Source organism: Lysinibacillus sp. FJAT-14745 (assembly GCF_001275675.1).
Classification (GTDB): domain Bacteria; phylum Bacillota; class Bacilli; order Bacillales_A; family Planococcaceae; genus Lysinibacillus.
Map to the genome: position 1 here is coordinate 424,036 of NZ_LITM01000005.1, position 12,528 is coordinate 436,563.

11 protein-coding genes and 1 riboswitch are annotated in these 12,528 nt (G+C 37.1%); of the genes, 6 read left to right on the forward strand and 5 right to left on the reverse strand.

Translation table 11 applies throughout. From position 1 onward, the window contains the following. Window positions 1-32: 32 nt before the first annotated feature. The 5 genes from mprF to AMS59_RS09375 form a co-directional block, all read right to left on the reverse strand. Complete coding sequence (gene mprF, locus AMS59_RS09355; RefSeq protein ID WP_053483464.1) at window positions 33-2,555, reverse strand: bifunctional lysylphosphatidylglycerol flippase/synthetase MprF; 2,523 nt, start codon at window positions 2,553-2,555, stop codon at window positions 33-35. Between the two features lie 224 nt (window positions 2,556-2,779). Further along, entirely contained in the window at window positions 2,780-3,259 is a 480-nt protein-coding gene (locus AMS59_RS09360) for a hypothetical protein (RefSeq protein WP_053483641.1), read from the reverse strand. Window positions 3,260-3,264: 5 nt separating this feature from the next. Then, the gene (locus tag AMS59_RS09365; protein WP_053483642.1) at window positions 3,265-3,927 is read right to left on the reverse strand and encodes a TrkA family potassium uptake protein; all 663 of its coding nucleotides are present in this window, start codon (window positions 3,925-3,927) and stop codon (window positions 3,265-3,267) included. Window positions 3,928-4,567: 640 nt separating this feature from the next. Beyond that, window positions 4,568-5,020 (reverse strand): redoxin domain-containing protein, encoded by a 453-nt coding sequence (locus AMS59_RS09370; protein ID WP_053483465.1) that lies wholly within the window; start codon window positions 5,018-5,020, stop codon window positions 4,568-4,570. A gap of 92 nt (window positions 5,021-5,112) precedes the next feature. Continuing rightward, complete coding sequence (locus AMS59_RS09375; RefSeq protein WP_053483466.1) at window positions 5,113-5,655, reverse strand: peroxiredoxin; 543 nt, start codon at window positions 5,653-5,655, stop codon at window positions 5,113-5,115. Window positions 5,656-6,061: 406 nt separating this feature from the next. On the opposite strand from AMS59_RS09375, the gene AMS59_RS09380 reads away from it, so the two are divergent. From AMS59_RS09380 to AMS59_RS09410, 6 genes are all read left to right on the forward strand, one after another. Beyond that, complete coding sequence (locus tag AMS59_RS09380) at window positions 6,062-6,604, forward strand: helix-turn-helix domain-containing protein (RefSeq protein ID WP_053483467.1); 543 nt, start codon at window positions 6,062-6,064, stop codon at window positions 6,602-6,604. A 17-nt stretch (window positions 6,605-6,621) separates the two neighbouring features. Then, entirely contained in the window at window positions 6,622-7,728 is a 1,107-nt protein-coding gene (locus AMS59_RS09385; RefSeq protein WP_053483468.1) for an ABC transporter ATP-binding protein, read from the forward strand. Further along, window positions 7,718-8,530: an ABC transporter permease gene (locus AMS59_RS09390; RefSeq protein ID WP_053483469.1), complete on the forward strand. Its 813-nt coding sequence runs from the start codon at window positions 7,718-7,720 to the stop codon at window positions 8,528-8,530. The genes AMS59_RS09385 and AMS59_RS09390 overlap by 11 nt, the downstream gene beginning before the upstream one ends. Continuing rightward, window positions 8,527-9,324 (forward strand): ABC transporter permease, encoded by a 798-nt coding sequence (locus AMS59_RS09395; RefSeq protein ID WP_053483470.1) that lies wholly within the window; start codon window positions 8,527-8,529, stop codon window positions 9,322-9,324. Before AMS59_RS09390 ends, AMS59_RS09395 begins: the two co-directional genes overlap by 4 nt. Then, window positions 9,321-10,394 (forward strand): PotD/PotF family extracellular solute-binding protein, encoded by a 1,074-nt coding sequence (locus AMS59_RS09400; RefSeq protein WP_053483471.1) that lies wholly within the window; start codon window positions 9,321-9,323, stop codon window positions 10,392-10,394. The genes AMS59_RS09395 and AMS59_RS09400 overlap by 4 nt, the downstream gene beginning before the upstream one ends. 599 nt (window positions 10,395-10,993) lie before the next feature. Beyond that, a complete protein-coding gene (locus tag AMS59_RS09410; RefSeq protein WP_053483473.1) occupies window positions 10,994-12,190 on the forward strand; it encodes an MFS transporter in 1,197 nt (398 codons plus the stop codon). 67 nt (window positions 12,191-12,257) lie between these two features. Further along, a riboswitch (TPP riboswitch) is annotated at window positions 12,258-12,365 on the forward strand. Window positions 12,366-12,528 lie beyond the last annotated feature (163 nt).

Here is a 12,528-nt window from a genome sequence, read left to right on the forward strand (position 1 = left end):
CCTCTAAGCAAGCAACGTTAGACCTTGGCTACCTATTTTCTTTTTTTGCCAATTAAAAGTGTGACTTGTGCCATTGTAAATGGCAATGAAGATTTCTTTCGATACGCTATATATTTTGGCTCCCAAAAATCTGCATATTTTAATTTAAAGTTTCTTAATCCTTTAAAATGATAGAAGTGCTGTCCATGTAAAAATATTTGTGCTGCAATTTTTTCACTCAAAAAGGAATACCTTGATTGTCCGACATTTGACAATGGCGACATTCCCATATTAAAAACGTGATAGCCTTCTGCTTTTGCCCACTCAAAGAGCGATAGGAAAATGAAATCCATCGTCCCAGATGGAGCTCCCGGCTTAAAACGCATGAGATCTACTGAGAGTCTTTCGCCATTATCGTACATTGGCATGATACTGGCAAAACCAATAACCCCTTCTGCACCACGTAAAACGGCAATGCTAGAAGTGCTTAAATAGTGTTCATCAAAAAAGCCAAGAGAAAAACCTTTTTCTGATCTTCCCTGCAACCATTTCGTTGATACTTCTTGCAATTCATTCATTAATTCCTGTGAGTAAGGAGGGCTTACTACTTCAACTGTGAAATTTTCTCGTTCAAATTTATTTTTTACCGCTCGGCGACCCTTCATTCCCTTACCAGCAAGGGTAAACTTATCTAAATCTACAAAAGCTTCTTCGCCAAGCTTAAAAAAACTATACCCATTCTCATGTAAAGAAGGGAAAATTTTATTGTTTATTTCATAAAAGACTGGTGTATAACCATGCTTATCAGCCAATTCCAAAAACTCCTGAATAGCTGATAAAAAATCAGATTCCTCTCCCACTGGATCTCCTAGTACAACGATCTTATCAGCATATATTTGATAAGAAAATAAAACTGTACCTTTTTTATTCCAATGTACAAATTTGTCATGTAAAAAAATTAAATGTGAATACTCCGTCCCTTTATAGGTCATCAAATGATTTTTGATGATTTCCTCCTGCTCACTAGATAAAAGCTTTTCCATTTTCTTAGGACCGCGGATAAAAAAACCTATATAAAAAATGACAATTGCTATTAGGATACCCATTACTGCACTATAAAATAGGTCTCGGTAATCTGTAATGATATATTCTTGCAAAGCGGCTGGAATATGAATTATGGAAGTAGGTAAGTTCACATAACCAATCAATACATACATCGCTGTAATGAATGTCACTGCAGCAAGATCAATCAAAACGATTCCCCATGTCAAAACGTTACTTTCACGGTAAAATTGTTTTTTGGAGGCAATTAACAGTCCTGCAACAATCAGTAAAAAAATAGCTTCTTCATAGTCTAATCCTTTAAACATTGAAAATAGTGCAGAACTACTTAGCACAATAAGGCTAAGCTGATATGCCCTTTTTACTTTATATTTAATCCCCCTACTTACCCCTAAGAGAATAAAGCCAGCTGCAACAGTCAATTGATGAGAGACGTGCATGATAGGCGAAGATAAAAATTCTTGAGCTATTTTTAGTCGACTTAAAATACCTGGCACCGACGCTGATAGCAATAATACAATGCCAGAGAGAAATACCAATATCGTTAACGACATGTGACTCAGCCTTTGAATAATAACATTTGGCAAGTCTTCCCATGATTGATTCCAACGTTTCCAATATTCTTTTACAAACAAAAGAGAAGAAACTAAAAATGGAAGCACAAAGTAACCAATCCGGTACAAAATTAATAGAAAAAGGACCTTTTCATCAGCGATTCCTAAGCTTTGAGTCCCCCATAAAAAAACAAGGTCAAATGAGCCAACTCCACCAGGTATCATACTGACAATCCCCGCACAGGAAGCAATTAAAAATATGGGAATTAAATCGGATAATCCTATCGGTATCTTCAAAATAAAAGTTAATATCCAGATAACTAAAAAGATTGCAAGCCATTCAGTTACTGAAGTTACTATCAATTGAAGAGAGATCTTTGGATTTATAGAACCTGCTTTTTTATTGCGAATGATAAGCATAGCAATAAAAATCGGGATATATAAGCTGACAAGAATAACCGCTATCTTTAACCACCGTACTTCTTTTAGCAACAGGAAGTCCCAAAAGAATATATACATTATCCAAGCTAACAGCGAAATCCCTGTTAAATAAAAGAGTGTTACGGAGGCAATGCTTTTTAACAGGTCTTCCTTATCCTCTTTATATTTCGAATAGAAATAATTACGCAGAAATACACCAACTAAACCTCCGAAACCAATAAGATTTGAGAAGGTATTCACAATAAATGAATGATTCAGCAAATGACGGTTGTTTATTTTGATTCCTACTATTTTCACTAAAATAACATCATAAAAAATCATCGGTGTAATGGCACAGAAGGTGATAAAAAGAATAAATATGAGCTTCCATATCTGCAATTCATTGACTTCTTTCTGAAGCAAATGAACATCTATCCCACTTATCGTTTGTAGAATTTCATAAATTGCTATTGCTAAAAGTGCTGCTGGAAATAGAATTTTCAAAAATTTAAATAGCGCATCTTTTCGAACATTGAACATGTGTTAAACCTACTCCCCATATGCTTTCTTGAAACTTTAAACGTTTTTAAGTTAATTGACAGAAGATTCTATTTTTTAAAAATCCACTGAAAACTAATATACCATCATTGTAACGTATTCTCTGCTATATGTATTGTCAAAGCAAGTTTGTCTCTCGAGTAGCCTGAGAAATTTATCAAGAAAGGGTAGTGATAACAGCTTGTTGCTGTTATCACTACCCTTTTTTATTTAACATATTGTTCAAGCAAGCGTTGCGTATTTGTTGATTGCTCAAGTGCTTTTTTCTCTTTTGCCCAATATATCAAATATTGATGATCCCCAATATTAAAAACCATCTGCTGTAATTCCTCACTTAGCTCAGAGCTAATAGCGACCTTTAAAATATCCACCTCATATAAAGGCTCTCCTTTAATTTCGTAGACAATATGATAGAGTGGTTTTTCTTCAAATATAGTTCGTTCTTTTTTGCTTAGTTTCTTAATATGGCTTAGAGGATAGTTTTCAATATAGGCTGTTGCATCTTGACCTGTAGCTCTAAATAAAGAGTGCTCTCCTTTAAATAGCTCGATTGCATCAATTTCTGCTGCATGATCTAAAACGTGAGAAATAGCCTCTTCCTCATTTTTTTCGCGAAACTGCAATGTAAAAGCGCCTATAAGAATAATTACAGCAAATATAACTAGTTTCCATCTTCTTTTATTCATTTTCATTACCCATTCAATGCCTTTTTGACAAAGCGGTTAATATCTACGTCAGCACCAATGACAAGCATAATATCTCCTAGCAAAATTTTATCACTCGCCTGTGGAGACACGATGATATCTGCACCACGCTTAAGACCTACAATATTAATCCCGTATTTTGCACGAATATCTAAATCCATTACGGAGTAACCTGCAATTGCATCATTGGCCTTAAGCTCCATAATTGAATGTTCATCCGAAAGCTCCAAATAATCAAGCACTGTATTAGACAGCATATTATTGGCAATACGTATCCCCATATCACGCTCAGGGTGCACGACAAAATCTGCACCAATTTTACGCAAAACTTTTTCATGGTAATCATTCTGAGCCTTTACAGTAATCTGCTGAACTCCTATTTCTTTTAAAATAATAGTCGTCAAAATACTAGCCTGAATATCTTCACCAATCGCTACGATAACATGCTCAAAATTACGAATACCTAATGAATTTAATACCGATTCATCCGTCGAATCTGCGATAACGGCCTGTGTGGCAATGGAAGCAAACTCGTCAACCCGCTCTGAGGAATGATCTATCGCCATAACTTGTGCGCCTTGACTCATTAGTTCGCGAACAATACTTCCTCCAAAACGTCCAAGTCCAATGACAGCAAACTCTTTTTTCATCATTAAAAATCCCTCCGAAAACTACTATACCATTATTGTAACGTATTCTCTGCTATATGTATCGTCAAATCAAGAGACTATTCGTCAATAAAAGACTATCCTTGGACAGGACCGTTCTGCTTAGTGGCTTTTTGCTAGGTTGTCGTCAGGATTTAATAGGGTGAGAGACTAAACTGGTCGGGTTGCCACAGGAAGTGATCTGGTTTGCCTCGAAACTGCTCGGGTTGCCACAGGAAGTGAGCTGGTTTGCCTCGAAATTGCTCGGGTTGCCACAGGAAGTGAGCTGGTTTGCACCAAAACTGCTCGGTTGCCCGATTAAGTGAGCTGGTTTGCCTCAAAATTGCTCGGGTTGCCACAGGAAGTGATCTGGTTAGCTTCGAAACTGCTCGGGTTGCCCGATTAAGTGATCTGGTTAACCCAAAAACGCTCGGGTTGCCTGAGGAAGTAATCCGGCCAACCTCTTTTGGCTCTGGTCACTTCTCCATCGGATTGCTTTCTTTTTCATCAGATTGACTCCTTGATTGCTCAGGGTACGTCACATATGCTGAGCTCCAAAATAATCACGTAGTGGAAACTAACATTGTGTTTTCCATAAAAAAAGACGAGGAATAAAATATCCCCCGCCTCTTCATCTGCTATTTTATGCGTTGCGCATTTCATCTAAAACACGATTTACACGTTTTTCTAGCATTTTCATACCGCTGCCACCAGCTTGCATGTGACGAAGCTGACCATCTTTATCGAACACAAAATACGCAGGTACGTATTGATTTTCAAAAGCATCTGTTAGCTTTAATTCGCTATCTACAAAGATTGGTTGAACAATGTCATGCTCTGCTGCTACCGATTTGATTGTTTCTAAATTTGTATCTTCCTCAGAACGTGGCATATGCACTGCAATAACGTTTAACTCATCTTTGTATTGGTCACGGAAATTGTTCACATCCGGCATTGCCTCTTTACATAGATGGCAACTAACTGACCAGAAGTGAATTAACGTTGGTTTTTCGCCTACTAAATCCGCTTTTGTTACTTCACCATTTAACCAAGTTGTTGCGCCTACAAGTTCAGGCATTTGTTCACGAAGTTTCATAAAACATTCTCCTTTTTCTATATCAAGTTTAAAAAAATCCCCACAAACTTGCTGTGGGGACTCTTTATTTTTGAATGATCTTAAACTCTAAATTATAGAGTTGCTTGACCTGGGCGCCAGTTTGCTGGGCAAAGACCACCAGTTTGTAAAGCTTGAAGTACACGTAAAGTTTCGTCTACATCACGGCCGATGTTGTTATCGAATACTGTTTGGTATTTTAATTCGCCTTCTGGGTTGATGATGAATAAGCCGCGTAGTGCGATACCTTCTTCTTCAATTAATACACCATATTCTTTTGAAATTTCGTGATTTGTATCTGCTGCTAATGGATATTTTAACTCACCAAGACCATTTTTAGTGCGGTCAGTGTTAATCCAAGCTAAGTGAGTGTGGATTGTATCAGTAGAAACACCGATTACTTCTGCATCTAAGTCTTCGAACTCATCGTAACGATCGCTCATTGCAGTGATCTCTGTTGGACATACGAAAGTGAAGTCCATTGGATAGAAGAAAAGAACTGTCCATTTATCTTGTGCTTTAATATCTTCTAATGATACTTTACCAAATGATTTGTCTGGAAGTACCGCTTCCATTGTAAAGTTAGGTGCTTGTTTACCTACCATGCGTTCTGCCATTATAAATCCCTCCGATTAAATATGTAGTGTATATATTCCATTCGCACCAGCGAACTCGTCTTCTACGATAACAGAGTAATCATAGTTTTTCAAACAAGTGAGCTCCCCAAAAGCGTGCATTTTAAATTATCTGACAAATTTTCGTCAAATTCCCAAATGGAATAGCTGCTACAGCCTATTTATTAGCTATTTTCAACAATTTTATTCTAGTTTAAACAAAATTTTTCCACGTTACATTTATGTATGATTTCTAAAAATTTCATCTACTTTTTTTTCATAAAAAACGATTGCAAATTCTTTTTTATTATGTATAATTGTAATGGTTTTAGTAAACTAAAAGTTTCGTTAAAGTAAACTTCGTATTTCAAAAGTTTATGATTGCTAAACTTCTTCTAGGAGGGAAAAGATGCAAATAGGAGCAAAAATTAAAGCGCTTCGTTTAAAAAAAGGTCTTACCCAAGAGGAGCTTGGAGAACGTACAGATTTAAGTAAAGGGTATATCTCACAATTAGAACGTGATCTAAATTCACCTTCCATTGAAACTCTATTTTCAATATTAGAAGTATTAGGGTCAGCACCTAAGGAATTTTTCGATGATGAATCACCTGAACAAAAGGTTGTATATACAGAGGAAGATCAATCCACTTATACAGATGAAGAAAAAAAATATGAAATTCAGTGGCTTATTCCAACATCAAACGAAAAAGAGATGGAGCCTATTTTCTTAACACTTGCTGCTGAGGGGGAATTCAAACAGTTTGAGCCCTCACTCTCGGAAACATTTATTTATGTTGTCGAAGGGCGTATTCGTCTCGTTTTAGGAGATGAGCAGTACATAGCGAGTGAAGGCAATGCTCTCTATTTTGACGCGACAGATCATCATCAAATTTTTAATGCACATGCTGATGAAACAAAAATTTTACTTGTCGCAACGGATTCATATTTATAGCTTAAGGAGGCACATCTATGACAACGAATTCGATTATCCGCTTTGAAAACGTTTCAAAGTCCTATAATGACGGCACGGTCGTCTTAAAAAACATTAACTTGGAGCTAGAAAAGGGAAAATTTTATACACTACTAGGTCCTTCTGGTTGTGGTAAAACAACTATATTACGTATGATTGCTGGATTCACAGAACCGACTTCAGGAAATATCTATTTTCATGATAAAAAAATCAACACAGTGCCAGCAAATGAACGCCAAGTAAATACTGTTTTTCAGGATTATGCGTTATTTCCTCATTTAAATGTCTTTGAAAACGTCGCATTTGGACTTCGCATAAAAAAACTCCCTGAAAGTGAAATTAAAAACCGTGTTGCTGAAGCATTAAAATTCGTTAACTTAGCAGGCTATAGCAATCGTGAAATTTCTGAAATGTCTGGTGGTCAACGCCAACGTGTAGCTATTGCTCGTGCTATTGTGAACGATCCTGAAGTAATTTTACTGGATGAGCCTCTTTCTGCTCTAGATTTAAAGCTACGTACAGAGATGCAATATGAACTACGAGAGTTACAACAACGACTTGGGAAAACATTTGTATTTGTTACGCACGATCAAGAAGAAGCACTTGCCATGAGTGATGAAATATTTGTCTTAAGTGAAGGTGAAATTCAACAATCTGGAACACCAGTAGATATTTATGATGAGCCAATTAACCGCTTCGTTGCTGATTTTATTGGTGAATCAAATATTGTTCCTGGCGTGATGATTGAAGATTTCAAAGTAGAATTTGCTAGTAAAGTTTTTGAATGTGTTGACCAAGGTATGAGACCAAACGAAAAAATTGATATTGTCATTCGACCAGAAGATTTAGAAATGACAACAATTGATAGAGGCAAACTTGTCGTGAAAGTTGATACTCAATTGTTCCGCGGGGTGCATTATGAATTATCTACGTATGACAAAGATGGGAATGAATGGCTCGTGCATTCATTGAAAAAAGCTGAAGTAGGGACAGAAATTGGTTTAGACTTTGATCCAGAAGCAATTCATGTAATGCGCTTAAATGAAACAGAAGAAGAATTCGATAAACGTTTAGAGGCGTACGGGGACGACGAAGATGCAAACTAAGACTTCGAAATCAGCCTTATTTCCTTATGTTTTATGGATTGCACTTTTTGTTATCGCGCCGATTGCACTCGTTGTTTACTATTCCCTACTAGATATACACGGCAATTTCACGCTCGATAACTATAAAGCATTCTTTACTTCTGTCTATTTAAAAATGACATTAAGTTCATTCTGGTATGCGTTTTTAATTACATTCTTTACGTTACTTGTTTCGTATCCAACAGCCTATTTTTTAACAAAAACGAAATATAAGCAGCTTTGGCTTTTACTAATTATTATTCCTTCTTGGATTAATCTTTTGTTAAAAACATATGCCTTTATCGGGATTTTCGGCTTGTACGGCCCATTAAATGCATTCATCGAAGTATTTGGTTTTGATCCGAAGCAAATGCTATTCACTGACATTAGCTTTGTGTTCGTATCCGTTTATATTTTTATTCCATTTATGATTTTACCGATTTTCAACTCATTGGATCGTTTAAATCCGGCTCTTATTTATGCAGCACGTGATTTAGGGGCATCTGCCTTTACTACATTCCGTCGCGTTATATTGCCGTTAACAATGGATGGTGTTAAATCAGGCATTCAAGTAGTATTTATTCCTGCATTATCACTTTTCATGATTACTCGTTTAATTGCAGGAAACCGTGTTATTACACTTGGTACAGCTATTGAACAACAATTCCTTGTGACCCAAAACTGGGGAATGGGATCAACAATTGCTGTTTTCTTAATTTTATTTATGGTCATCGTTATGTTAATTACAGGACAGAAAAAGGATAAAGGAGGTCGCGTACGATGAAAAAACTATCTGCTACAGCAAGAGTGTATTTAGCGATTGTTTTTATCGTTTTGTATGCACCTATCTTCTATTTAATCTTCTATTCGTTCAATAGTGGCGGATCGATGAATAATTTTGAGTCCTTTACGTTAGAACATTATAAAGCGGTGTTTGAGGATTCACGTCTACTCGTAATTCTCATTAATACAGTCATTGTGGCATTACTCTCTGCTTTGATTTCTACAATTATCGGGACGCTAGGAGCTATTGGTATTGTCACTGTTAAAGATTCAAAAATTCGCAATACACTACTTTCTTTAAACAATGTGTTAATTGTTAGCCCAGATGTCATTATTGGTGCAAGCTTTCTAATTTTATTCACAATTATTGGTATTAAATTAGGCTTTACTTCTGTGTTATTAGCACATGTTGCGTTCAGTGTCCCAATTGTTGTACTGATGGTCTTACCGAAACTATTAGAAATGAATAAATCATTAATCGATGCTGCATTAGATTTAGGGGCAACAAAAAAAGATGTCATGATGCGTGTTATTTTGCCGTATATTCAACCTGGTATTTTTGCAGGGTTCTTCCTTGCCTTAACGTATTCTCTGGACGATTTTGCGGTAACGTTTTTCGTGACAGGTAACGGCTTCAGTACTTTATCTGTTGAAATTTACTCTATGGCACGTGCTGGTATTTCTTTAACGGTTAACGCTATTTCTGGTTTAGTATTCTTTATTACGGTTATCATCGTAATTGGCTATTACTTCATTACAAGCCGAACTAGTAAAAGAACGGGGGGAACTCAATGAAGCAATTAATTCAAGCAACAGTCGCTATTCTTGTCGTTTCCGCCCTTTTGTTCTATGCTGCTAACGCCCTAAGCGCTGGCGGTGGGAAAAGCGGGAAAAATACGTTAACAATCTTTAACTGGGGAGAATATATTGACCCTGATTTGCTGAAGCAATTTGAAAAAGAAACAGGTATTCATGTCATTTATGAGACGTTTGATTCCAATGAAGCGATGATGACAAAAATTCAACAAGGTGGTACAGCTTACGATATTGCAGTACCGTCTGAATATACGATTGAAAAAATGAAGGAAGAAAACTTACTTATTCCTTTAGATAAATCGAAAATCCCTAATTTAAAAAATATCGATCCTTATTTTTTAGACCTACCATTTGATGACAACAATAAATATTCAGTTCCATATTTCTGGGGAACAGTCGGCATTGTCTATAATCCAAAGCTCGTTGGAAAGCTAGACTTCTCATCTTGGGAGGACTTATGGGACCCATCGTTAAAACGTAAAGTCTTTTTAGTAGACGGCGCACGTGAGGTAATTGGTATGGGCTTAAACAGTCTTGGCTACTCACTCAACTCTTTAAATACCCAGGAGCTACGTAAAGCTACTGATAAACTAATCACATTGGCACCAAATGTTAAAGCCATTATCGGGGATGAAATTACACCGCTGATGATTAACAACGAGGCAGCTGTGGCACTCACTTGGTCTGGTCAAGCAGCAGATATGCTGTCAGAAAATGAAGATTTAGACTTTGCTGTACCAAAGGAAGGCTCAAACTTATGGTTTGACAATATGGTTATCCCAAAAACTTCTAAAAATATTGATGGTGCACATGCATTCATTAATTTTATGCTTAAAGCTGAATCCGGTGCTAAAAATGCTAGTTATCTAGGCTACTCTACCCCAAATATTGCAGCGATGAAATTAATGGATAAGAAAGTTGTTTCTGATGAACGCTTCTATCCTTCTAAAAAACAACGCGAAAAATTAGAGGTATATAAAAATCTAGGCCCTGATTATTTAGGCAAATACAATGAGCTGTTTTTAAAATTTAAAATGAGTATTCGATAACCTCAAAACTGAAAGCCTTAAAAAGCGCAAGAAATCAATTTTAGAAAAGTTGATTTCTTGCGTTTTTTTGATGTTATATTTTTTAATTTTTCTATAAAAATATTCTGTCAGGTGTGGGATTCTAATTATTAAAACAAATACTGCACCCAGTTTCCCCATAAAAGTCTACCATTAGCTAAACGAAAAAAGAGGCTAGGATACATCGCTTTATTACTATAATTTAGAGTGATATGTAAGAAAGATACATTCTTGTGAAGTGGTTGATTGGAGTGGAGACTGGGCGACTCCTTGGGGATTAGCGATAGAGGAACGAAGGCTAAAACCATCACGTCCTGTGATAACGCCTTCGTGACCAACCTCGTGTTGGCCCGAGACCCTGGAGCGAGCAAAGCGAGTGAAGCGGCTCATCGGACGCCCCCAGGAAGCTCTGCTCTGTGCGAAAGCGTAGCGGCAGCAACAAAGCGCCCAGTCGGAACGGAAATCAACCACTCGTTTTGGCGGAAGGTCATCTGAATTCTTATCTCAGACTTATAGTCAATAGCAAACGTACAAGCCTTGTGGTAGACTGTAGTATATTTGATTAAAGAAAGGGGTATTCGATGACCCAGCAGAAGTCTAATAAGGCGGCTTTGTATATTTTAATGTTTAATATGTTTATCGCAATGGGGAGTATCGGAATTATTATTCCTGTCATGCCTGAGTATTTAAAACTATTTGGTGCTGCAGGACAAATACTTGGTATGTTGATCGCAACGTTCGCCTTTGCACAATTCGTATTTTCTCCAATTGCTGGGAATCTTTCGGATCAATACGGTCGAAAAAATCTCATTATTTTCGGTCTTATCGTAACAGGACTTGCACAAATTGGTTTCGGGCTTTCTACAGATGTGTGGATGCTCTTCTTGGCACGCTTTTTAGGTGGTCTTGGTTCTGCATTTGTGGCTCCTCCTATAATGGCTTTTGTGGCAGATGTCACAACGTATGAGGAACGAGGAAAAGGTATGGGTATGCTAGGGGCAGCAATGTCCTTGGGTTTTATGATCGGACCAGGTATCGGTGGATTCCTCTCAAAAGTTAGTTTGCATTTTCCATTTTATACTGCTGGATTTGCAGCTATCTTAGCAGCTATTTTATCGTTCTTTTTATTACCTGCTACAAAACCGAACACTGCGAAAAAAGCGCAGAAGCAGGATAATCTTGCAAAGCAGATGGCACGTTCAGTCCGAATGCCTTATTTTGTCATGCTAATTATCATGCTTGTATTCTCTTTCGGAATTGCTAACTTCCAAACAACATTATCATTATTTGTTACGGATAAGTTTAATTACACACCTACTGATATTGCCATTATATTAGTTGTGGGTGGCGCTTTTGGTGTTGTTGTACAGATGTTTGTTATTACACCGCTGTTTAATCGCTTCGGCGAAATGAAAGTAGTGTTAGTCAATTTATTTATTGCAGCCATTTCGATTTTCTTAATATTATTCGCATCTGGTTTTGCACTTATTTTAATTGTAGCGACCATCTTCTCTACAGCTACGACATTGATTCGTCCAGCTGTCAACACATTGATTTCAAAGCTTGCTGAGAATGAACAAGGCTTTGCAGCTGGTTTGAACAATGCGTATATGAGTCTTGGTAATATGATTGGTCCAGCTTTAGCAGGTTTATTATTCGATTGGAATATGAACAGTCCTTATATATTCGGGTCTATTATTTTAATGGCTTGCTTCTTCCTTGCCCTTATTTGGACAATGAAAAAAGCACCACACCTGTTGCATCCTGATACAGAATAGCCTGGAAAGTTATTGACTATTTTTAGTAGTATGCTACATTATTATGTGAAAAACTAAAAATTCTATTAATTACCACTAGGGGAGTCTTTAAAAGGCTGAGACGTATATGATCATATACGGACCCTTTGAACCTGATCTAGTTCACACTAGCGGAGGGAAGTGTCGACACTTGCTTTTTACTATGTAAATGCAAGGCCGCTTCCTATTGTTTTAAGGAAGCGGCTTTTTTACGCTTTAGCGGCGGATTTCCCTAGTTTAGCGGCGCTTCTCTCGCTTTTAGCGGCGGAACTCCTTAGTTTAGCGGCGCTTCTCATGCTTTTAGCGGCGGAACTTCATAG

What these genes read in the sequence shown, in the direction of transcription:
- AMS59_RS09375 (WP_053483466.1), bottom strand. Translation starts at nt 5,655, where the DNA reads ATGGCAGAACGCATGGTAGGTAAACAAGCACCTAACTTTACAATGGAA.
- AMS59_RS09385 (WP_053483468.1), top strand. Translation starts at nt 6,622, where the DNA reads ATGACAACGAATTCGATTATCCGCTTTGAAAACGTTTCAAAGTCCTAT.
- AMS59_RS09365 (WP_053483642.1), bottom strand. Translation starts at nt 3,927, where the DNA reads ATGAAAAAAGAGTTTGCTGTCATTGGACTTGGACGTTTTGGAGGAAGT.
- AMS59_RS09395 (WP_053483470.1), top strand. Translation starts at nt 8,527, where the DNA reads ATGAAAAAACTATCTGCTACAGCAAGAGTGTATTTAGCGATTGTTTTT.
- AMS59_RS09390 (WP_053483469.1), top strand. Translation starts at nt 7,718, where the DNA reads ATGCAAACTAAGACTTCGAAATCAGCCTTATTTCCTTATGTTTTATGG.
- AMS59_RS09370 (WP_053483465.1), bottom strand. Translation starts at nt 5,020, where the DNA reads ATGAAACTTCGTGAACAAATGCCTGAACTTGTAGGCGCAACAACTTGG.
- AMS59_RS09360 (WP_053483641.1), bottom strand. Translation starts at nt 3,259, where the DNA reads ATGAATAAAAGAAGATGGAAACTAGTTATATTTGCTGTAATTATTCTT.
- AMS59_RS09400 (WP_053483471.1), top strand. Translation starts at nt 9,321, where the DNA reads ATGAAGCAATTAATTCAAGCAACAGTCGCTATTCTTGTCGTTTCCGCC.
- AMS59_RS09380 (WP_053483467.1), top strand. Translation starts at nt 6,062, where the DNA reads ATGCAAATAGGAGCAAAAATTAAAGCGCTTCGTTTAAAAAAAGGTCTT.
- mprF (WP_053483464.1), bottom strand. Translation starts at nt 2,555, where the DNA reads ATGTTCAATGTTCGAAAAGATGCGCTATTTAAATTTTTGAAAATTCTA.
- AMS59_RS09410 (WP_053483473.1), top strand. Translation starts at nt 10,994, where the DNA reads ATGACCCAGCAGAAGTCTAATAAGGCGGCTTTGTATATTTTAATGTTT.